Below are 22,292 nucleotides of genomic sequence, written 5' to 3'. Positions count from 1 at the left end.
TACAGAAGGGTTATAACCCATAAATAACCCCAAAGGGGAGTGGTTGTCTAGTGTGCCGCGCCGGTGAGGAACCGGGTGATGCCGGGGGCGAGGGCCGCGCCCCTGGCGGAGAGCCATGCCAGGTTGTTGCGGCTGGTGAAGGCGGCGAGTCTGCGGGCGTCGAGCCGGGTGAGATCGCCAGACCTGGCCAGCACGGGTGTCAGGGCGATCCGGTTCCAGGCGGCGCTCTCACCCAGGGAGCGGGCTATCTGCGGATGCGCGGCGCGGACGGCGGAGGCGATCGGGTGCAGGCGGCCTCCGGAACCGGGGGAGGTGCCAACGGGGGCAAGCAGGTTGACGGTGGCGATCTCGACGCCTTCCGCCCGGGTGACCCGGAGCAGCTCCTGGTCGCCGAGGGCCAGGCCGGTCCCGGTGACCGGGAGGGTGAAGCTGACCGTGAGGGGGCGGCCCTCGCGGGCGGCCTGCCGCTGCAGGGCCGCGATCGCCCTGGCGCGCCGCCGCACGGCGGCGTCACCGGCCGGGGCGTGGACCTCGAAGTCGATGTACCTGGCGTCGAAGGCGCCGATCGCCCGGCGGTAGGCGGCGGTGAGCCGGCCGAGGTCCGCGCAGGCGGTGGCGAGTTCGCGTCCGGCGGGGCCACCGAAGGCGAGGCCCGCGTCCCCGCCGGCGGCGCGCAGGGGGCCGAGCCGGTTGGCGACCGGATTGCGTCCCTGTCCCTGGAGCCCGCCCCATCGGGGGACGCAGCCGCTGCGCCCGGCGGTGAGGTGGCCGAGCGTGAACCAGCGCACGCGGCTCTTCCTGGCCGCCTTGGAGAGGTTGAAGCGCGGGTCGTGGACCGCGTCCACGAACGCCACGAAGCCCGACGGGCGAACGACAGCCGGTGTGGGCGCCTGCTCGGAGGTGGGCCGGGTGGCGGTCCCCGAGGGTGGCGCGCCCGCCCCGGCACGCCTGCCGGCGGCGGCCCACTCGCCTTGCGCCCTGGGGGGCAGCAGCCAGATCGCGCCACCGGTTCCCACGGCGAGCGCGATGGAGGCGAGCACCACGAGGGGCCGGGGCGGGGTGCCGGGCTCGCGGTCCCGGCGAGTGCCGGGACGGTCGGTCGCCACGGGCATGTGATCCCCCTTCCTCAACGACAGGGGTGATCGCTGTGAGTGTCGGATCCGCTACCCGTTGCGTCGAAGGGCAGAACGGTAGCAAGCGTTCCGGCCGCGGCGTGGGCTTTCTGCGGATGCCGTCCGGAGTGCCCGGATAATGGTCGTCATGAAGTTGAGGATCTTCACGGAACCGCAGCAGGGTGCCACCTACGACGAGTTGCTGACGGTCGCGCTGGCCGCGGAGCGTCTGGGTTTCGACGCCTTCTTCCGTTCCGACCACTACCTGCGGATCGGAGCGGGCGACCCCGGTTCCGGCTCCACCGATGCCTGGACGACCCTGGCGGGCCTGGCCAGGGACACCTCCACGATTCGCCTGGGCACCCTGGTCACCCCGGCCACCTTCCGGCTGCCAGGGCCGCTGGCGATCAGCGTGGCCCAGGTCGACCAGATGAGCGGCGGCCGGGTCGAGCTGGGCCTGGGCACCGGCTGGTTCGACGCCGAGCACGTCGCGTACGGCATCCCGTTCCCGCCGGTCGGCGAGCGGTTCGGCCGGTTCGAGGAGCAGTTGGAGATCCTGATCGGGCTCTGGACCACACCGGTGGGCGAGACGTTCTCCTTTGAAGGCGCCCACTACCGGCTGGCGGACTCGCCCGCGCTGCCCAAGCCCGCGCAGAGCCCCAGGCCGCCGATCATCATCGGCGGCGTCGGCACCACGCGCACCCCGCGCCTGGTCGCCAGGTTCGCCGACGAGTACAACGTGCCGTTTCGCACCCTGGACGACACCGCGAAGGCCCTTGACCGGGTCGGCAGGGCATGTGAGGCGGAGGGCAGGGAACCGGTCGTGCTCTCGGTCGCGCAGACCGTCTGTGTCGGCTCCGGCGACGCGGAGATCGCGCGGCGGGCCGGGGGCATCGAGCAGGACCTCGGCGTGCTGCGCGCGACGGGCCTGGCGGGTACCCCCGCCGAGGTGATCGAGAAGATCGGCCGCTTCGCCGAACTGGGCGTCGAGCGGGTCTACCTGCAGGTGCTCGACCTGGCCGACCTCGACCACCTGAACCTCATCGCCGAGGAGGTCCTGCCCCACGTGTAGGCCGCGGGCCTGCACGTCACCGCTCACGGGCAGGCCGACCTTCTCCGAGATGGCCGTGTCGGGGGTGTTCGGGAGTAATAATCCATAGCCGTCCCGGCGGGCGTGCGGCACACTGAGCCGGGTGCTGCTGACGATCTCAACCACCGTACGGCCCGCCACGGATCTCGGGTTCCTGCTGCACAAGCATCCCGACCGGATCCAGGAGTTCGGCCAGTCGTGCGGTGTGGCACGCGTCCTCTACCCCGAGGCGGGCGAGGAGCGCTGCACGGCCGCGCTGATGCTCGACGTCGACCCGATCCGCCTGGTGCGCTCGCGCGACCGGTCCACGCCCGACTACACGTTGGGCCAGTACGTCAACGACCGGCCCTACGCCGCGTCGTCGCTGCTGGCCGTGGCGCTGGCCGACGTGTTCCGCACGGCGCGCACCGGGCGCTGCGACAGCCGTCCCGAACTGGCCGCGGGGCCGATCCCGCTGGAGATCACCCTGCCCGTGCTGCCGTGCAAGGGGGGTCCCGAACTCGCGCACCGGCTGTTCGAACCGCTGGGCTGGCGGGTCGAGGCGACCGCCCTGCCGCTGGACGAGGAGTTCCCCGAGTGGGGCGACTCCCGCTACGTGCGGCTGGTGCTGCGCGGGGAGGTCCGCCTGGCCGACGCGCTCAACCAGCTCTACGTGCTGCTCCCGGTCCTCGACGACGCCAAGCACTACTGGGTGGCCCCCGACGAGGTGGACAAGCTGATCAGGGCGGGTGAGTCGTGGCTGGCCGCCCACCCCGCCAGGGACCTGATCACCCGCCGCTACCTCGGCCGTCGCCGGGCCCTCACCCGTACCGCCTTCGCCCGCCTCGCCGAGATCGGCGACGACGTGGAGGAGGACCTCGAACCCCCTGCCGAGGAGGACCCTGCGGCGGCGCCCGCCATCGCCCCCGGTGGGAACGGCGCGCCGGGCGAGGTCCTCCCCGCCGGTGATGCTCCTCCCGGGGGGGAGGGGCAGGCCGGGCCCGCGGGTGCCGCCAGGCGGCCGTTGAACACCCTGCGCCTGGAGGCCGTGCTCGCCACGCTGGAGGGGCTGGGCGCGAGCACCGTCATCGATCTCGGGTGCGGTTCCGGCCGCCTGGTCGGGGCGCTGCTTGAGCGGCCCCGCTTCACCAGGGTGGCCGGGGTGGACGTCTCCTCCCAGGCGTTGGCGCTCGCGGCCAGGCGCCTGAAACTCGACCGGATGCCCGAGCGCCGGCGGGAGCGGCTGGAGCTGTTCCAGGGAGCGCTGACCTACACCGACGCCCGGTTCGCCGGATACGACGCCGCGGTGCTGATGGAGGTCGTCGAGCACGTCGACCCACCGCGCCTGGACGCGCTGGAGCGGGTGGTCTTCGGAGCCGCCCGGCCGGGGCACGTGATCGTGACGACCCCCAACGCCGAGCACAACGTCCGCTACGAGTTCCTGAGCGGCATGCGCCACCCCGACCACCGCTTCGAGTGGACCCGCGCCGAGTTCCACGCGTGGGCGGCAAAGGTGTGCGGCGAGTACGGCTACCGTGTCGAGTTCCTGCCGGTCGGCGACGACGACCACGAGGTGGGCCCGCCCACCCAGATGGCCCTGTTCGGCCTCGCGAGCGCGGCAGGCGGTCTCGGGAGCGCGGGGGGTTCCGCGGGCCCGGAAGGGCCCGCGAGTGCGGGAAGCGCGGGAGGTGGAGATGACTGAGATCGCCGTACCGGAGATGTCGCTGGTCGTGCTCGTGGGGGTGTCCGGCAGCGGCAAGTCGACCTTCGCCGCCAGGCACTTCGCGCCGACCCAGGTGATCTCCTCCGACTTCTGCCGGGGGCTGGTCTCCGACGACGAGAACGACCAGGCCGCCACCCCTGACGCCTTCGATGTGCTCCACTACATCGTCGGCACCCGCCTGCGGCGCGGGCTGCTGACGGTCGTGGACGCCACGAACGTCCAGTGGGAGGCGCGCAAGAAGCTGGTCGAGCTCGCGAAGTCGCACAACGTGCTGGTCGACGCGATCATCCTGGACGTGCCCGGGGAGCTGGCGGTCGCGCGCAACGAGACCAGGCCCGACCGGGATTTCGGGGCGCGCGTGGTCACCAGGCAGCACAAGGATCTGCGCCGCTCCATGGGCAAGATCTCCCGCGACGGCTTCCGCCGGGTCCACGTGCTGCGCGGGGCCGAGGAGATCGAGGCCGCCACGGTTGTCACCGAGAAGGCGTGGACCGACAGGCGCGAGCTGACCGGCCCGTTCGACATCGTCGGCGACGTGCACGGCTGCCGCGCCGAGCTGGAGGCGCTGCTGCGCGACCTCGGCTGGGAGGTCGACCCCGGTGGCGCGGGGGCGGTCCACCCCGGGGGCAGGACGGCGGTGTTCGTCGGCGACCTGGTGGACAGGGGGCCCGACTCGCCGGGCGTGCTCCGGCTGGTCATGGGCATGGTCGCGGCGGGGACCGCGCTGTGCGTGTCGGGCAACCACGAGCAGAAGCTGGCCCGCGCGCTCAACGGCCGCAAGGTAAGGGTGACCCACGGCCTCCAGGAGTCGCTGGACCAGCTGGCCGCCGAGCCGGAGGAGTTCAGGCGGGAGGCGCTGGCCTTCATGGACGGGCTGATCAGCCACTACCAGCTCGACGGGGGCAGGCTCGTCGTCGCCCACGCCGGGCTCAAGGAGGCCTACCACGGCCGTGCCTCCGGCAGGGTCCGCTCCTTCGCGCTGTACGGCGACACCACCGGAGAGACCGACGAGTACGGCCTGCCGGTGCGCTACCCCTGGGCGCGCGAGTACCGGGGCCGGGCCATGGTCGTCTACGGCCACACCCCGGTCCCCGAAACCGAGTGGGTCAACAACACGATCTGTCTGGACACCGGGGTGGTCTTCGGCGGGCGGCTCACCGCGCTGCGCTACCCCGAGCGGGAGATCGTCTCGGTGCCCGCCGAGCGTGTCTGGTACGAGTCGGTCAGGCCGCCGGCCGCTCCCGGCCACCGCGACCTCGGCCTGCTCTCCGTCGAGGACGTGCGGGGCACCAGGCACATCGAGGTGCGCCACGGCGGTGGCCGCGTCAAGGTCCGCGAGGAGAACTCGGCCGCCGCTCTGGAGATCATGAGCCGGTTCGCGGTCGACCCGCGCTGGCTGGTCTACCTCCCACCGACGATGGCGCCCCCGGAGACCTCCCGCCTCGACGGCTACCTGGAGCACCCGGCGGAGGCGTTCGCCGAGTTCGCGGCGGCCGGGGTGACCCGGGTGGTCTGCGAGGAGAAGCACATGGGCTCGCGGGCGGTGGCCGTGCTGGCCGCCGACCCGGAGGTGGCGGCGGCGCGGTTCGGGATCGCCGACGGCAGCGCCGGGGCGGTGTACACCCGTACCGGAAGGCCGTTCTTCGCCGACACCACCGCGCTGGTCGACAGGCTCAGGCGGGTGTGCGCGCCGCTGATGGAGGAGCTGGGATCCGGCTGGCTCGCCCTCGACTGCGAGCTGCTGCCCTGGTCGGCCAAGGCCGAGGGGCTGATCCGCGGCCAGTACGCGTCAGTGGGGGCCGCGGCCCGTGCGGTGCTGCCCGAGGCGATCACCGTGTTGGAGGCGGCGGCCGGGCGCGGGTTGGATGTGGGCGATCTGTTGGACCGTACCCGCCGCCGCTCCACCAACGCTGCCCGTTTCAGGCAGGCGTATGCGCGTTACTGCTGGCCTGTCTCCGGACTGGAGGGCCTCCGCCTGGCACCGTTCCAGATCCTCGCCTGCGAGGGCCGGGCGACCGCGGTCCAGGAGCCGCACTCCTGGCACCTGGACCTGCTGTCCCGGCTCGACGACCCGCTGATCGCGCCCACCCGGCACGTGTTCGCGGATCTGACCTCGCCGGAGTCGACGGAGGCGGCCACGGCCTGGTGGTCGGCGCTGACCGCCGAGGGCGGCGAGGGCATGGTCGTCAAGCCGCTGGACCCGCCGGGCGGGCAGAGCAGGGTGCAGCCGGGGGTCAAGGTGCGTGGGCGGGAGTACCTGCGGATCATCTACGGCCCCGACTACACCGAGAGCCTGGACGTCCTGCGCCGCCGGTTCCTGGGCCGCAAGCGCTCGCTCGCCCTGCGCGAGCACGCGCTGGGTGTCGAGGCGCTCTCCCGGCTGGCCGAGGGGGAGCCGCTGTGGAGGGTGCACGAGGCGGTCTTCGCCGTCCTGGCGCTGGAGTCCGAGCCGGTCGATCCCCGCCTGTAGCTTTTCGGCGAAGCCGGAGAAGAAGGAAGGTATTTTTCGGGATTGCGCCGATCGCCCCGCCCGTACCGGGTCCTTGGGCTCCGAAGAGCTTTGCCGGCCCGGACGGCCGGGTAGCGGAGAGCGAGACCTCGCTGCGCAGCGAGCGTCGGCCCCGCCCGGGCCTGGTTCGGGGCCGGCCTGTCGGTGGCGGCGGCCGGTCGGCTGCCGTGCGGGCTGGGCACGTCGCCGCGCCGCCCGGCCCGCCGGTCGCCGCGGCGTGATCCGGCGGCCGTCGCCCGGTGGACGGGCGCGGTCTTCCCGCCACGATCTGTGGCGCTTGCCGCTCTTGGGGATGGGGTTGAAGATGGTGCCGTCGATGAGGAGATGTGGCGGCTGCGGGAGCCTCTCGCCTGACCGGCCGGAGCCACGTCCGTACCGGCCGGTGTGAGCGCCCCGCGGGGGGCGGATGATGGGCGAGCGCGCCGCGGGTCGCCCGCTCGCCCCTGAGCCGATAAGAAGCCGATCAGAAAGCGGCCGGGGGGCCGACCCGGCGGGAGCGCGTCCTGGAGTGCCACCGCCTGCGGTGGAGCATGCCCAGCACGGCCATCGCCAGCCAGGCGAGGAAGACGAACTTCAGCACCCCGAACCCGCCGACCAGCACCCCGGCCACCAGCACCAGGATCATCAGGGGAAAGAACGGCGGTCCGCCGCGGCGGCCCACGTGGTGGTGACTCCAGCCCGGGTGGTGACGGCGGCCCTCGGGACGGTGGGCGCCCCAGGGGTGGCCGTGCCCGCGGCCCCGGTGGCCCGCGCTCCACGGCCCTTCGCCGGGGCCCCAGGGGGCTCCCGCGCCCCAGGGACCCCAGGTGTCCTCGGACTCCTCGGTCCGAGGGGCGCGCGGGCCGGGAAGGTCCGCGCTCACCCGGGCCAGCTCGCCACCCGTCCGCGCGGACAGGGTCAGTTCGAGGCGCTCGTCGAGTTCCTCGCGGGTCAGGCGGCCCTGGGCGTAGTGCTCGCGCAGGGCCTCCATCGCCACGTCACGTTCGGCGTCTCCGATGCGGAGGTCGTCTCGGGGCGTCATGGTCGGGTCACTCCTCGCCGGTGTCGCCGTCGGCCAGGATCTGGTAGAGCTTGCGGCGCGTCTCGGCCAGCGTCTGCTTCGCCTGCCGGATCTGCGACTCGCTGCCGGTCTGCAGGATCTGGAGCATGGCGAACCCCGACTGGCGGGCGGTGTCCATCAACTCCCAGGTGCTGTCGTCGATGTCGGGCGTCATCTCCTCCCACGGCGCGCGCACCTCCTCGGAGTGCTCGGTCACGTAGGCGCGGCCGGCCTCGGTGAGGCTGAAGGTCTTGCGCCCCTCGTTCTCCTCGGCCAGGACCAGGCCCTCGTCGGTGAGCTGCTGCAACGCCGGATAGACCGCTCCCGGGCTGGGCTTCCAGCCACCCTCGCTGCGCCGCTCGATCTCCTGGATGATCTGGTAGCCGTTCCGCGGGGACTCGGTGAGCAGGGCGAGGATCGCCGCGCGGACATCGCCGCGCTTGGCCTTGCGCCCGCGCCCGAACGGTGGTCCCCCGCCGAACGGGCCTCTGCCCCCCCGGCCGCCTCGACCACCCCTGCCGAAGTCCCAGGGGAACCCGCCGCCGGGGAAGGGGCCGTGGTGCCCGCGGTGCCGGTGCTCGTGCGGTCCGCCCTCGTGGCGCTGGTGCGGCCCGTGCTGCGGCCCGCTCTCGTGCCATCCGGCGGCCACCTGCCGCCACGCCTCCTTGGCCGCGCGCTTCATCTCGCGCCTGACCTCCTGGGAGCCGAACCCGGCCCAGGGGCCACTCGCCGCGTTCGCTGCCGTCATGTCGTACCTCCATATCGCGATCGTCTTTTGATCGCTCTCGATGCCTCAAAGATATATCGAGAACATTCTGACAGCAACACTTGTCCTGAAATATGGTTCTTCCCTTGAGGGGGAGCCGATGGTCACCGTGCGGGTGCTCAGCGGGTAAGTGAGGCAGATCACGTAATTCTTGCCGGATTCTGGAACAAGCACTGAGACCTGCACGTTACAAAGGACGTAGACGGGATTCGTTCCGCGCCGGAAGGGCTGGGGGGTGCTTTCGGTGCGGAACGGTCCCGTCTGTCGTTTCCGCAGGCCGCCGCCTGCTCGCCGATCTTTCCCCACCCGTCTCCGGCCTCCCGTGGAGGCGATCCGGAGGGTGTTCGGCGAAGACTCCGGGTGAGACCCCCAGGGCGAAGGCGATCTTCCCGGGTGGGTGCTCCCGTACGGCCGTCCCCGGCACCGATCGGCGGTTCCATCCGTTCCCCATTCGTAGGAAGATGCCGATGGCAGGCACTTCTCGTGAAGGGACGGGGAGATCGAAGCGGACGAGCGTCGCCCTCGAGTGATCCTGGAAACGGGTGGAGGCGACCGGTGCTCACGCGCCGGGATCTTCTCGCCCACGCGACACGCCGATGGTGCAAAATGGCACGGTCCTCCACCTGGAGGGGTCTTTGCCGTACAGTCTCCCGGCGTGATCTTGATGGTGGTGTCTGAGCGATGATGGGGCATACGCATGCGCTGACGGGCGCGATCGCCTGGCTGGGGGTGGCGCCCGGGCTGGCCGCGCTGCCCCTGCTGACCGAGACGTCGAAGTTCATGGAGACCGGCGTCATGGTCAACGCGCTCAACCCGGCCGAGTTCGTCGCCGGGGCCATCATCTGCGCCGGTGCCGCGATGCTGCCCGACCTCGACCACCCGAGCGCGACGATCGCGCAGACGTTCGGGCCGGTCACCTGGGGTCTGAGCAAGGCGGTGTCATGGCTCGCCGGCGGACACCGCAACGCCACCCACTCGCTGGTGTTCGCGGCCGCCGCGGGCTTCGGCGCGCACTACCTGGCCGGCACCTATCCGATCGGCCGCGACATCCTGGTGGTCCTGCTCATCGGCCTGGCGCTGCGGGCGATCGGGATCGGCATCCCGGGCAAGAAGTTCGCCTCGGCGATGCTCAACGTCGGTATGACGGCCGGGCTGTTCGTGGTGTTCCGCAGCGACGGTGTGGGTTACGCCTGGCTGGGGCTGGCGGTCGCGATCGGATGCCTGACCCACGTGGTGGGTGACTGCTGCACCGAGAAGGGCTGTCCCGTGCTCTGGCCGATGCGGCAGAGGTGGCTGCTGCCGTGGAAGATCGGCATCAAGACGGGCCGCGCCTTCGAGCAGAAGTTTCTCGCCCCGGTACTTTCCGTCGTCGTTCTCGGGCTGCTGTACCTCCGCCTCGTCCCGCAGTGATCATACTGGGGGGTAATTTGATGTCGAGATACCCGGAGGGATATCTTGATATCGAGACATCCGCTGCAACCTGCGGGCGGCTCGGAGGTTAGGTGTACCTAACAGTCCGGGGTGCTCCGGCGGTGCGGCAGGATTCAATCGCGCCTTATGTGCCGGCGCGACAGACATCAGGGTGATGAGGGAGGCGAACCGTGTCCTCGAACAGCTTCGGCAGCCGTGACACGCTCCGCGTCGGTGACGCGGGATATGAGATCTACCGGCTGGACGCCGTGGAAGGGTCGGGGCGTCTCCCGTACAGCCTGAAGATCCTTCTTGAGAACCTGCTCCGCACGGAGGACGGCGCGAACATCACCGCCGACCACATCCGTGCGCTCGGTCAGTGGGACCCGACCGCCGCGCCGAACGTGGAGATCCAGTTCACCCCGGCTCGCGTGATCATGCAGGACTTCACCGGCGTCCCGTGCGTCGTCGACCTGGCGACCATGCGTGAGGCCGTCCGCGACCTCGGCGGCGACCCCGCCAAGATCAACCCGCTCGCCCCGGCCGAGATGGTCATCGACCACTCGGTCATCGTCGACTTCTTCGGCGGGGCCGACTCCTTCCAGCGCAACGTCGCGCGGGAGTACGAGCGCAACCACGAGCGCTACCAGTTCCTGCGCTGGGGCCAGACCGCCTTCGACGAGTTCAAGGTGGTCCCGCCGGGCACCGGCATCGTGCACCAGGTCAACATCGAGCACCTGGCCCGCGTGGTCATGATCCGCGACGGGAAGGCCTACCCGGACACCTGTGTCGGCACCGACTCCCACACCACCATGGAGAACGGCATCGGCGTCCTGGGCTGGGGCGTCGGCGGCATCGAGGCCGAGGCCGCGATGCTCGGCCAGCCGATCTCGATGCTGATCCCGCGGGTGGTCGGTTTCAAGCTGACCGGCAAGCTCCCGGCCGGGGCCACCGCCACCGACCTGGTGCTCACGATCACCGAGATGCTCCGCGAGCACGGTGTCGTCGGCAAGTTCGTGGAGTTCTACGGCGAGGGTGTCTCCAGCGTTCCGCTCGCCAACCGGGCCACGATAGGCAACATGAGCCCCGAGTTCGGCTCGACCTGCGCGATCTTCCCGATCGACGGCCAGACGATCGACTACCTCACGCTGACCGGCCGCTCCGCCGAGCAGGTCGCCCTGGTCGAGGCCTACGCCAAGGCCCAGGGGCTGTGGCTGGACCCGGAGGCCGAGGAGCCGGTCTTCTCCGAGTACATCGAGCTGGACCTGGCCACGGTCGTCCCGTCGATCGCGGGCCCCAAGCGCCCCCAGGACCGCATCGCGCTGTCCGACGCCAAGAGCGCCTGGCGCGCGTCCGTCAAGGACTACGTGCCGAGCATCCAGGGCCCGCTCGACGAGGCGTCCGACGAGTCCTTCCCGGCCTCGGACTCTCCGGCGATCTCCCACGCCGGCAACGGTGACCGGCCGCACGCCGCCGGTCACAACGGCAGGCGCCCGCACCGGGTCGTTCCGGTCACCCTGGCGGACGGCACCACCTTCGAGATCGACCACGGCGTGGTGACCATCGCCGCGATCACCAGCTGCACCAACACCTCCAACCCGTACGTCATGATGGGCGCCGCGCTGCTCGCCAGGAACGCGGTCGAGAAGGGCCTGACCCGCAAGCCGTGGGTCAAGACCTCGCTGGCCCCCGGTTCGCAGGTGGTCACCGGTTACTTCGAGCGCTCGGGGCTGCAGCCCTACCTCGACAAGATCGGTTTCAACCTGGTCGGCTACGGCTGCACCACCTGCATCGGTAACTCGGGCCCGCTGCAGGAGGAGATCTCCGCCGCCATCCAGGAGAACGACCTCGCGGTCACCGCGGTGCTGTCCGGCAACCGTAACTTCGAGGGCCGGATCAACCCCGACGTCAAGATGAACTACCTGGCCTCGCCGCCGCTGGTGGTCGCCTACGCCCTCGCGGGCACCATGGACATCGACCTGAACGCCGAGCCGCTGGGCACCGGTTCGGACGGTGAGCCGGTCTTCCTGGCCGACATCTGGCCGGCGCCCGAGGAGATCGCGGAGGTAGTGGCCTCCTCGATCGACCAGAAGATGTTCCTGAACGACTACGCCGACGTGTTCAAGGGCGACGAGACCTGGCGCTCGCTGCCGATCCCGACCGGTAACACCTTCGAGTGGGACCCGGACTCGACCTACGTCCGCAAGGCACCCTACTTCGAGGGCATGCCGTCCGAGCCGGAGCCGGTGACCGACATCTCCGGGGCCAGGGTGCTCGCGAAGCTGGGCGACTCGGTCACCACCGACCACATCTCCCCGGCGGGCGCGATCAAGGTCGGCACCCCCGCGGCCGACTACCTGAGGGAGAACGGTGTCGCGGTCAAGGACTTCAACTCCTACGGCTCGCGCCGGGGCAACCACGAGGTCATGATCCGCGGCACCTTCGCCAACATCCGGCTGAGGAACCTGCTGCTCGACGGGGTGGAGGGCGGTTACACCCGCGACTTCACCGCCCCGGGCGGGCCGCAGGCCTTCATCTACGACGCCTCCGCCAACTACCAGGCCGCGGGTATCCCGCTCGTCGTCCTGGCCGGCAAGGAGTACGGCTCGGGCTCCTCGCGGGACTGGGCCGCCAAGGGCACCGCGCTGCTCGGCGTCCGCGTGGTCATCGCCGAGTCCTACGAGCGCATCCACCGCTCCAACCTGATCGGCATGGGCGTGCTGCCGCTGCAGTTCCCCGAGGGGGAGACGGCGCGGTCCCTGGGCCTGACCGGTGAGGAGACCTTCGAGGTCGTCGGCGTCGAGGCCCTCAACGAGGGTGGCATCCCGCGGACCGTGACGGTCCGGGCCGACGACAAGGAGTTCCAGGCCGTCGTACGCATCGACACCCCCGGAGAGGCCGACTACTACCGGCACGGGGGCATCATGCAGTACGTGCTGCGCTCCCTGCTCGCCAAGAGCTGAGCAGGAGGGGCGGGGCCGCACGCAGGCTCCGCTCACATCGGGGGACACCCCAGACAGGAACCGCCCGGTGGGACATCATCCCGCCGGGCGGTTTTTTTGTGTTCTCCCGGTCACCGCCCGGAAGCGGCAGGTGGGGGCCGTGCGGGGCCATGGGGGTTGATGACGCGTTTCTGGATTGTTACCGGCCACAACAAACTTTAGCCATGGAAGGTCTGGCGCTCCTGGCCGGTGCCGGAATACGTTGCCGCAAACAACATTCAACGGAACGGTGAGCCGAGATCCGGTGGAGCCGTACCCGCGAATTCGGCATGCCGCACCTCCGTCGTACCCCCCACTTTCGAAGAAAGGACCCGGGCACCATGCGCAAGGGGATCCTCAGCCTTACCGCCGCCGCCGCGGCGATGACCCTTGGCCTCGCCGCTTGCGGGAGCGACGATGCCGACACCAGCGCGTCGAGCGGCGCGTCCCCCGCGGAGAGTTCGGCTGCCGTGGCGGGCAAGGTCGGCGTCATCCTCCCCGACAGCAAGTCCTCCGCCCGCTGGGAGACCGCGGACCGCAAGTACCTGGAAGAGGCGTTCAAGGCCGCGGGCGTCGCCTACGACATCCAGAACGCCCAGGGCGACAAGACCCAGTTCCAGACCATCGCCGACCAGATGATCACCAATGGCGCCACGGTTCTGATGATCGTCAACCTTGACAGCGGCACCGGCAAGGCCGTGCTCGACAAGGCCAAGGCGCAGGGCGTGGCCACCATCGACTACGACCGCCTCACTCTCAACGGCGGCGCGTCCTACTACGTCAGCTTCGACAACACCAAGGTCGGCACCCTGCAGGGCGAGGGCCTGGTGAAGTGCTTGTCGGATAAGAAGGCCGACAAGCCGATCATCGCCGAGCTCAACGGCTCGCCGACCGACAACAACGCCACGCTGTTCAAGAACGGCTACGACGGCGTGCTCAAGGCCAAGTACGACTCGGGGGACTACGTCAAGGGCCCCGACCAGTCGGTTCCCGACTGGGACAACGCCCAGGCGGGCACGATCTTCGAGCAGATGCTCACCGAGCAGCCGAAGATCGCCGGTGTCCTGGCCGCCAACGACGGTCTCGGCAACGCGGCCATCTCGGTCCTGAAGAAGAACAGCCTGAACGGCAAGGTCCCGGTCACCGGTCAGGACGCCACGGTGCAGGGCCTGCAGAACATTCTCGCCGGTGACCAGTGCATGACGGTCTACAAGGCGATCAAGAAGGAGGCCGACGCGGCGTCCGCGCTGGCCATCGGCCTGGCCAAGGGCGAGAAGCCCGCGGCGACCGGTACGGTCAAGGACACCGAGAGCGGCGCCGACGTGCCCGCCGTTCTCCTCGACCCGCAGCCGATCTTCTTCGACAGCGTCAAGGACGTCGTCGCCGACGGCTTCGTGACCAAGGACGAGCTGTGCACCGGCGAGTTCGCCGACAAGTGCACCGAGGCCGGAATCCAGTAGGGCGTGCGGGGGACGGACGGCCGCCCCGGAGGCCGTCCGTCCCCCTGCGCTCCATCGCGGCGTATCCGCACTGTGACGCCGGAGGGACGTGGCAGGTGAACGTCCATTCCGGCCACGGGGCAGGACACCGCCCGCAGGCGCCCGAGCCGCGCGAGCTTCGCCGCGCGAAATGACCACAGGGAGCACAACCCCATGACCCCCGCACTGGAACTCCGCGGGATCGACAAGAGCTTCGGTCCCGTACAGGTCCTGCACGACGTCGCCTTCTCCGCCTACTCCGGAGAGGTGACCGCGCTGGTCGGCGACAACGGCGCAGGCAAGTCCACACTCGTCAAGTGCGTCGGCGGCATCCACCCGATCGACTCCGGCGAGTACTTCTTCGACGGCAAGCCCGTCCGGATCGGCAGCCCGCGCGACGCGGCCGAGCTGGGCATCGAGATCGTCTACCAGGACCTCGCGCTCTGCGACAACCTCGACATCGTCCAGAACATGTTCCTGGGTCGTGAGCACCGGCGCGGCATCGTCCTCGACGAGGACACGATGGAGGCGATGGCGGCCAAGACCCTGGAGAGCCTGTCGGTCAGGACCGTCAAGTCCATCCGCCAGCTCGTCGCCAGTCTCTCCGGCGGCCAGCGCCAGACGGTGGCCATCGCCAAGGCCGTGCTGTGGAACAGCAAGGTGGTCATCCTCGACGAGCCGACGGCGGCGCTCGGCGTCGCCCAGACCGCGCAGGTGCTCGAACTGGTCCGGCGCCTGGCCGACCAGGGCCTGGCCGTCGTGCTGATCTCGCACAACATGAACGACGTGTTCGCCGTGTCGGACCGGATCGCCACCCTCTACCTGGGCCGGATGGCGGCCCAGGTCAAGACCTCGGACGTGACCCACGCGCAGGTCGTCGAACTGATCACCTCCGGCCGTAGCGGGGACCTCGGCCTCACCAACGGAGCCACCGTATGACCGCCACGATTTCCCCGAAGCGCGTACCCGAGGCCCCCTCGATCAGGAGCAACGTTCGCGGCTACGCCGAGCGGGTACGCGGCGGCGACATGGGCGCGCTGCCGGCGGTGTTCGGTCTCGTGGTGCTCTGCGCGATCTTCGCCATCCTCCGGCCGTCCTTCCTGACCGCTGGAAACTTCGCCAACCTGTTCACCCAGGGCGCCGCGGTCACGGTGATCGCCATGGGCCTGGTCTTCGTGCTGCTCCTCGGCGAGATCGACCTGTCGGCGGGCTTCGCCAGCGGTGTCTGCGCCGCGGTGCTCGCGATCCTGCTCAGCAGCCAGGGACTGCCCTGGTACGTGGCGGTGGGCGCGGCCATCCTCACCGGCGTGGTGATCGGCACCGGGATCGGCTCCATCGTCGCGAAACTCGGCATCCCGTCGTTCGTGGTGACGCTCGCCGCCTTCCTGGCCTTCCAGGGGCTCGTCCTGCTGCTGGTCAAGGGCGGCACCATCATCGCCATCCGGGACGAGACCATCCTGGCGATCGCCAACAAGAACCTCCCGCCCGCGCTGGGCTGGATCCTGCTGGCCGTGGGGGTCGCCGGATACGCCGGTCTCCAGCTGCGGCGTGCCCGCAAGCGCGCCGCCCGGGAGCTGACCGCCGATCCGGTCTCGCTGATCGCGGTCCGGGTGGGCGCCCTCGCGCTGCTCGGCGGGCTCGCCGTCTACTTCCTCAACATCGAGCGGAGCCGCAACGCCGCGGTCGTCTCACTGGCGGGCGTGCCGCTCGTGGTGCCCATCATCGTGGTGCTGCTGCTGGTCCTGACGTTCGTGCTGCGCCGCACGGCGTACGGACGTCACCTGTACGCGGTCGGCGGCAACGCCGAGGCCGCGCGCCGGGCGGGTATCAACGTCGACCGGATGAAGATCAGCGCTTTCGTGATCTGTTCCTCCATGGCCGCGATCGGCGGCGTCATCGCCGCCTCCCGGGCCAGTTCCGTCGACCCGAACACCGGCGGCAGCAACGTGCTGCTGTACGCGGTCGGCGCCGCGGTCATCGGCGGCACCAGCCTGTTCGGTGGCAAGGGCCGGGTGCTCGACGCCATCCTCGGCGGTGCGGTGGTCGCGGTCATCGAGAACGGCATGGGCCTGATGGGCTACAGCTCCGGCGTCAAGTTCATGGTCACCGGATCGGTACTGCTGCTGGCCGCCATGGTGGACGCGCTCTCCCGCAAGCGGGCGGCCGCCACTGGTCTAAGGTGATCAGCGACTCCGATCCACCGAAGGAACCCCTCGTCATGCGGGCAGGCCCCTCCCAAGAGGAGATCAGGCGCCACAATCTTGGCGCCCTGCTCCGCCACGTCCATCTGAGCGGCCCCACCTCGCGCGCGGAGCTCACCAACCGGATGGGCCTCAACCGCAGCACCATCATGGCCCTCACCGCCGACCTGACCGCCGCAGGCCTGGTCAGGGAGGAACTTCCCAGGGAGACCGGCCGGGCCGGGCGCCCCTCCCTGGTGGTCCGCCCCGAGTCGGCGCGGGTCTACGTGTTCGCCTTCGACGTGGGCGTCGACCGGATGGTCGCCGCCCGCGTCGGCCTGGGCGGCACGATCCTCGACCGCCGCGAGACGGTACGGAGGCGCGGTGCCTTCTCCCTGGAGGAGATCGTCGGCCCGCTCACCGCCTTCGCCCGGCAGATGCACCGCAGGACCCGGCCCGACACGGTGTGCGTGGGGGTGGCGGCGGCCTTCTCCGGTGGCGTGGGCCGCGATGACGGAGGCATCAGGTTCGGGCCCAACATGGCCACCGTGGAGGACGTGCCGTTCGCCGAGGAGATGACCCGCCGGCTGGCACTCGGCCTGCCGGTCACGGTCGGCAACGACGCCAACCTCGCCGCCCTCGCCGAGCAGACCCGGGGCGTCGGCGTCGGCTGCCGGGACCTCGTCTACCTGCACGGCGACGTCGGCATCGGCGGCGGCGTGATCGCCAACGGCCAGTTGCTCGGCGGCCACCTCGGTTTCGGCGGCGAGGTCGGGCACATGATCGTCAACCCCGACAAGGGCCGCCTCTGCGGGTGCGGCTCGCTCGGCTGCCTGGAGGCGGAGGTCGGCGAGCGTGCCCTTCTTGAGGCCGCGGGTCGCTTCGGCCCCCAGGTCGGCAGGGACGCCGTCCGCGCCGTGGTCGACGCCGCCGACCGGGGTGACGTCGTCGCGCAGGCCGCGCTGAGCCGCGTCGGTGACTGGCTCGGCCTGGGCGTCGCCAACCTCGTCAACATCTTCAACCCCGAGATGGTGGTGTTCGGCGGCATGCTCAGGGAGATCTACCTCGGCTCAGCCGCCCAGGTCCGCAGCCGTCTCGCCCTCGACGCCCTGCCTCCGTCCCGTGAGCACCTGCGCCTGCGCACCTCGGCCCTCGGTGATGACGCCACCCTGGTCGGCGCCGCCGAGCTGGCCTTCTCCCAGGTCCTCGCCGACCCTCTGGAGGTCCTCGCCCGCGCCGGCTCCTGACCCGCGCCATCGGCTGGAACGGGAACAGCCCGGTCACATCGGCGAGGACGCCCGTGCGAGTTCCTGGAGCAGTAGACCGCCTGGGCGTCGTCGGGGAACTCACCGCAGCCGGTGGGAGGCAAACCACCGGGTAAGGCTGTTAGGCGGCCAAGTTCTGAGAGTACGGCCGCGTGCGGCGGGTTCGAGTGGGTTTTGCGCTGGTTTCCTTCGGGACCGACGGGTGATCAGGCGACCCGGCCCGTGGCGGCGGACCAGGTGTTGCAGCCGGAGGGGGAGCCGGAGTCGAAGCCGCGCTCCATCCAGTAGGCCTGGCTGCGGCCCTTGCCGTGGTCGTTCTTGGGCCAGTTCTTGTGACCGTTGGCGTTGACCCAGCCGACCATCGCCTCCCACTGCGCCCGCTCGACCGGCAGGTCGCCGGCGATCCGGCGCAGGAAGACGGAGGCCAGGCAGTCGGCCTGCAGTTCGAGGCGGCGGGAGTAGGAGAGCTTGGTGGCCGCCTTCGCGTACCAGACACTCCTGGCGTAGTAGTCCATGATGCCCGCGAGGTGCTGCACGTGGTGGGCGTACTCGTGGGCCATGAACTGGGCGTGGTTGGCCGCGTAGGGGTTCCGCAGGACCTGGCGGGTGATCCCTATGTAGATGGTCTTGTTGGTCGAGCAGTACAACCCGCCCGCGCTGCCGGGCCACCGGCCGCAGGGCGTGGTCACCTTGGAGGTGGAGAAGCGCAGCCTGGGCCTGGAGAAGGACAGGCCCGCCTTGGAGAACTGGGTCTTCCAGGAGCGGTTCAGGCAGTGGGTGATCCGGGTCATGAAGGTCCGGTAGGAGGCCGCGCTCCCCGCGCGGATCGTTCCCGCCGAACATCTGGTGACCGGCATCGAGCCGGTGCGGTAGAGGCGGTTTGACGTCGCGGTGGCGCGGCCCTGCGGCGCGGCCCGCTCCTTGACGGCCGAGCCCTTGGCGGGGGCCTTGCCGGAGCCCTTGCCGGGGGCTGGGGTGGAGGTAAGGGCGGGGGAGGGAACGGGCGCGGGGGTGACCGCCGGAAGGATCGCCGGGATGACGTAGGGGACGGCGATGACGATTCCCGCGGCTACCGCCGCGAATACCAGGAAGGTCACGATCAGTGACAGTTGTCGCCTGGAGGGGAGGGGGTTCATGGTGAGGGAAAGGCTAGGGCAAGTATGTATAAACCGTGCAGTTTTTTCACCCGGGAGGGCAGCGCCTGCCATCCGAACTACACTCGTCGTGACGGTCACTGGACAGAGGGGATGATTCCGTGAGCGAGCGGACCGGGCAGCCTGGAAGTCTTCTGGAGTCGGTCAAGGGGCCAGGGGACCTCAAGCTGCTGGCGGTGGACGAGTTGCCACTGCTCGCAGGCGAGATCAGGGATCTTCTGATCGCCTCCACGGCCCGCAGCGGCGGCCACCTCGGCCCCAACCTGGGCGTCGTCGAGCTGACGATCGCGATGCACCGGGTCTTCGACTCGCCGCGTGACCGGATCCTGTGGGACACCGGTCACCAGGCCTATGTCCACAAGATGCTCACCGGCAGGGCCGGGCAGTTCGACACGCTCCGCCAGGAGGGCGGCCTGTCGGGCTACCCCAGCCAGGCCGAGTCCGAGCACGACATCATCGAGAACTCGCACGCCTCGACCGCGCTGTCGTACGCCGACGGCCTGGCCAAGGCGTACCGGCTGCGGGGCGAGGCGGAGCGCACGGTCGTCGCGGTGATCGGAGACGGGGCGCTCACCGGCGGCATGGCCTGGGAGGCGCTCAACAACATCGCGGCGCGCAAGGACCTGCCGCTGATCATCGTGGTCAACGACAACGGCCGCTCCTACTCGCCGACCATCGGCGGGCTCGCCTCACACCTGGCCTCGCTGCGCACCACCCAGCGCTACGAGGACATGCTCGACTTCGTCAAGGGCAGCCTGAACAGGGTCCCGGTGGTCGGCGCTCCCGTCTACGACGCCCTGCACGGCGTCAAGAAGGGCATCAAGGACGTCCTGGCCCCGCAGGTCATGTTCGAGGACCTCGGCCTGAAGTACATCGGGCTGGTCGACGGCCACGACGAGCAGGCGGTGGAGTCCGCGCTGCGCAGGGCCAGGGACTTCCGCCGCCCGGTCATCGTGCACGTGCTCACCAAGAAGGGCTTCGGCTACTCCCCGGCGGAGAACCACGACGAGGACTGCTTCCACTCGCCGGGCGTCTTCGACCCGCTGACCGGCGAGGAGAAGCCGAAACCGCACGGCTGGACCAACGTCTTCGGCCAGGAGATGGTGCGCCTGGGCGCCGAGCGCCAGGACATCGTGGCGATCACCGCCGCGATGCTCGGCCCGACCGGCCTGATCCCGTTCTCCGAGGCCTATCCCGACCGCCTCTACGACGTCGGCATCGCCGAGCAGCACGCCCTGACCAGCGCCGCGGGCCTGGCGCTCGGCGGTCTGCACCCGGTGGTGGCCGTCTATGCCACCTTCCTGAACCGGGCCTTCGACCAGCTCCTGATGGACGTCGCCCTGCACCGCCTCCCCGTCACGGTCGTGCTCGACCGGGCGGGCGTCACCGGCGACGACGGCGCCAGCCACAACGGCATGTGGGACCTGTCGATCCTGCAGGTCGTCCCCGGCCTGTCGATCGCGGTTCCCCGCGACGAGCCCCGGCTGCGCGAGCTGCTGGCCGAGGCCGTGAAGGTCGACGACGGCCCGACGGTGCTGCGCTACCCCAAGGGCCCGGTGGCCGCCGAGATCGAGGCGGTCGGCCGCCTCGGCGAGATGGACGTGCTGCGCGGGGGCGACGCCGATGTGCTGTTCGTCTCCGTGGGGCCGATGGCCGAGCTGTGCCTGGAGGCCGCCGGCCTGCTCGACGCCCAGGGGATCTCCGCCACGGTGGTCGACCCGCGCTGGGTCAAGCCGCTGGACGAGGCCCTGGTGGCGGCCGCCCGCGACCACAAGCTGGTCGTGGTCGTCGAGGACAGCGGCAGGGTGGGCGGTGTGGGTGACGCGGTCGCCCGCCTGCTGCGCGACGCCGACGTCGACGTCCCGGTCCGCACCTACGGCATCCCGCGGCGCTTCCTCGACCACGCCAAGCGTGCGAAGATCCTCAGCGAGATCGGCCTGACCTCGCAGGACATCGCCCGGCAGGTCACCGAGGCGATCGCGAAGCGCTCTCCGGCCCTGGAGAACGAGCCGGCCGGCTGACCACACCTCCTTTCCAAACATCCTCGGCTCCGCCGTTCAGGCGGTGATCCGCTGGGCATGACCTGATGCGTCGGCAAGGGTGACCACCGGCGCATCAGGAGGGGTCGTGGGTGTTCTTCGCGTCAAGTCGGTGGAGCAGTCGATCTCGGACACCGAGGCACCGGAACACCGGTTGCGCAAGGACCTCACCGCGCTGGACCTCACGGTCTTCGGTATCGGCGTCATCGTGGGCACCGGCATCTTCGTGCTCACCGGCCGGGTCGCCAGGGAGACGGCAGGGCCCGCGGTGGCGCTGTCCTTCGTGGCCGCCGGGATCGTCTGCGCGCTGGCGGCGCTCTGCTACGCCGAGTTCGCCTCCACGGTCCCGGTGGCCGGGTCCGCCTACACCTTCGCCTTCGCCACCCTCGGCGAGCTGCCCGCCTGGATCATCGGCTGGGACCTGACGCTGGAGATGATGCTCGGTGCCGCGGTCGTCGCGGTCGGCTGGTCGGGGTACCTGACCTCGCTGCTGGCGTCCCTGGGGGTCCCGCTGCCCGGCGTGATCGCGGGGGAGGGGGCGGTGTTCAACCTGCCCGCCGCGCTGGTCGTGCTGCTGCTCACCGGAGTCCTGGTCCTCGGGATCAAACTGTCCTCCCGGTTCAACCTGATCATCGTCACGATCAAGCTCGCGGTGATCCTGCTGGTCGTGGTGGCGGGGCTGTTCTTCGTCAGGGGCGCCAACTACTCGCCGTTCATCCCGCCGTCCAAGGCGACCCCCGCGGTGGAGGGACTGGCCGCGCCGCTGATCCAGGTGCTGTTCGGCATCACCCCGGTCGCGTACGGGGTGCTGGGCATCTTCAGCGCCGCGGCGGTCGTGTTCTTCGCCTACATCGGCTTCGACGTGGTCGCCACCGCCGCCGAGGAGACCCGCGACCCGCAGCGGGACCTGCCCATCGGCATCCTGTCCTCACTCGGTGTCTGCACCGTGCTCTACGTCGCGGTCTCGCTGGTCGTGGTCGGCATGCAGCCCTACCGTCAACTCAGCGAGGCGGCGCCACTGGCCGACGCGTTCAAGGCCGTCGGCCAGACCTGGGCCGCGTCGCTGATCAGCGTCGGCGCGCTGGTCGGCCTGACGGCCGTCGTGATGATCCTCATGCTGGGCATGTCACGGGTGATGTTCGCCATGTGCCGTGACGAACTGCTGCCAAGCGGGCTGGCCAAGGTCCATCCGAAGTACCGCACGCCGTACGTCATCACCATCATCATGGGTGCCGTCGTCGCGGCCCTGGCCGGGCTGGTGCCGCTGTCCACGATCGCCGAACTGGTCAACATCGGCACGCTCTTCGCGTTCGCGGTGGTCTCGATCGCGGTGGTCATCCTCCGCCGCACCCGTCCCGACCTGCCCCGCTCCTTCCGCACCCCGCTGGTGCCGCTGGTGCCCGTCCTGTCGGTGCTCGCCTGCCTCTACCTGATGCTCAACCTGCCGGTGGAGACCTGGATCAGGTTCGGGGCGTGGATGCTCCTCGGATTCCTGATCTACATCGGCTACGGCTACCGGCACAGCAGGCTGTCGGAGCGGCGGCGGGCAGGGACCCGGTGACGCGCT

Annotated in this window: 15 protein-coding genes; 11 read left to right on the top strand and 4 right to left on the bottom strand. The window is 70.4% G+C overall.

Going from position 1 to position 22,292, the window contains the following annotated elements; all coding sequences use genetic code 11:
- Positions 1-47: 47 nt before the first annotated feature.
- The gene (locus tag ACQP0P_RS32630; RefSeq protein ID WP_433362162.1) at positions 48-1,112 is read right to left on the bottom strand and encodes a hypothetical protein; all 1,065 of its coding nucleotides are present in this window, start codon (positions 1,110-1,112) and stop codon (positions 48-50) included.
- Between the two features lie 148 nt (positions 1,113-1,260).
- Between ACQP0P_RS32630 and ACQP0P_RS32625 the strand changes: the two genes are divergently transcribed.
- From ACQP0P_RS32625 to ACQP0P_RS32615, 3 genes are all read left to right on the top strand, one after another.
- On the top strand, positions 1,261-2,184 hold the full coding sequence (locus tag ACQP0P_RS32625; RefSeq protein WP_433362159.1) for an LLM class F420-dependent oxidoreductase: 924 nt from the start codon (positions 1,261-1,263) through the stop codon (positions 2,182-2,184).
- 121 nt (positions 2,185-2,305) lie between these two features.
- Positions 2,306-3,883 carry a 3' terminal RNA ribose 2'-O-methyltransferase Hen1 gene (locus tag ACQP0P_RS32620; RefSeq protein ID WP_433362156.1) on the top strand — a complete coding sequence of 526 codons (1,578 nt, stop codon included), beginning with the start codon at positions 2,306-2,308 and terminating at the stop codon, positions 3,881-3,883.
- Positions 3,876-6,374, top strand: coding sequence for a polynucleotide kinase-phosphatase (locus ACQP0P_RS32615; RefSeq protein ID WP_433362153.1), 2,499 nt, complete (start codon positions 3,876-3,878; stop codon positions 6,372-6,374). The genes ACQP0P_RS32620 and ACQP0P_RS32615 overlap by 8 nt, the downstream gene beginning before the upstream one ends.
- Before the next feature lie 502 nt (positions 6,375-6,876).
- On the opposite strand, the gene ACQP0P_RS32610 is transcribed toward ACQP0P_RS32615, so the two are convergent.
- The gene (locus ACQP0P_RS32610; protein ID WP_433362150.1) at positions 6,877-7,434 is read right to left on the bottom strand and encodes a DUF1707 SHOCT-like domain-containing protein; all 558 of its coding nucleotides are present in this window, start codon (positions 7,432-7,434) and stop codon (positions 6,877-6,879) included.
- 7 nt (positions 7,435-7,441) lie between these two features.
- Entirely contained in the window at positions 7,442-8,200 is a 759-nt protein-coding gene (locus ACQP0P_RS32605; protein ID WP_433362147.1) for a PadR family transcriptional regulator, read from the bottom strand.
- Positions 8,201-8,899: 699 nt separating this feature from the next.
- Here ACQP0P_RS32605 and ACQP0P_RS32600 point away from each other — a divergent pair.
- From ACQP0P_RS32600 to ACQP0P_RS32575, 6 genes are all read left to right on the top strand, one after another.
- Positions 8,900-9,628: a metal-dependent hydrolase gene (locus ACQP0P_RS32600; RefSeq protein ID WP_433362144.1), complete on the top strand. Its 729-nt coding sequence runs from the start codon at positions 8,900-8,902 to the stop codon at positions 9,626-9,628.
- Positions 9,629-9,819: 191 nt separating this feature from the next.
- A complete protein-coding gene (acnA, locus tag ACQP0P_RS32595; RefSeq protein ID WP_433362141.1) occupies positions 9,820-12,591 on the top strand; it encodes an aconitate hydratase AcnA in 2,772 nt (923 codons plus the stop codon).
- A gap of 359 nt (positions 12,592-12,950) precedes the next feature.
- Positions 12,951-14,069, top strand: coding sequence for a sugar ABC transporter substrate-binding protein (locus tag ACQP0P_RS32590; RefSeq protein WP_433362138.1), 1,119 nt, complete (start codon positions 12,951-12,953; stop codon positions 14,067-14,069).
- Positions 14,070-14,261: 192 nt separating this feature from the next.
- On the top strand, positions 14,262-15,026 hold the full coding sequence (locus ACQP0P_RS32585) for an ATP-binding cassette domain-containing protein (protein WP_433362135.1): 765 nt from the start codon (positions 14,262-14,264) through the stop codon (positions 15,024-15,026).
- Positions 15,023-16,270 (top strand): sugar ABC transporter permease, encoded by a 1,248-nt coding sequence (locus ACQP0P_RS32580; RefSeq protein ID WP_433362132.1) that lies wholly within the window; start codon positions 15,023-15,025, stop codon positions 16,268-16,270. The genes ACQP0P_RS32585 and ACQP0P_RS32580 overlap by 4 nt, the downstream gene beginning before the upstream one ends.
- A 35-nt stretch (positions 16,271-16,305) precedes the next feature.
- Positions 16,306-17,514, top strand: a complete 1,209-nt coding sequence (locus ACQP0P_RS32575) for an ROK family transcriptional regulator (RefSeq protein WP_433362127.1) — start codon at positions 16,306-16,308, stop codon at positions 17,512-17,514.
- A 224-nt stretch (positions 17,515-17,738) separates the two neighbouring features.
- Here the strand turns inward: ACQP0P_RS32575 and ACQP0P_RS32570 are convergent, their stop codons facing one another.
- Complete coding sequence (locus tag ACQP0P_RS32570) at positions 17,739-18,668, bottom strand: neutral zinc metallopeptidase (RefSeq protein ID WP_433362124.1); 930 nt, start codon at positions 18,666-18,668, stop codon at positions 17,739-17,741.
- 119 nt (positions 18,669-18,787) lie between these two features.
- On the opposite strand from ACQP0P_RS32570, the gene dxs reads away from it, so the two are divergent.
- Together dxs and ACQP0P_RS32560 are read left to right on the top strand one after the other, a co-directional pair.
- Positions 18,788-20,707, top strand: coding sequence for a 1-deoxy-D-xylulose-5-phosphate synthase (gene dxs / locus ACQP0P_RS32565; RefSeq protein ID WP_433362121.1), 1,920 nt, complete (start codon positions 18,788-18,790; stop codon positions 20,705-20,707).
- A gap of 106 nt (positions 20,708-20,813) precedes the next feature.
- Positions 20,814-22,286: an amino acid permease gene (locus ACQP0P_RS32560; protein WP_433362118.1), complete on the top strand. Its 1,473-nt coding sequence runs from the start codon at positions 20,814-20,816 to the stop codon at positions 22,284-22,286.
- Positions 22,287-22,292: the final 6 nt, after the last annotated feature.

This window comes from Streptosporangium sp. CA-115845 (assembly GCF_050943795.1).
Classification (GTDB): domain Bacteria; phylum Actinomycetota; class Actinomycetes; order Streptosporangiales; family Streptosporangiaceae; genus Streptosporangium.
The sequence above is the reverse complement of the archived record's forward strand: the minus strand, read 5'-3'. Positions and strand labels throughout refer to the sequence as shown.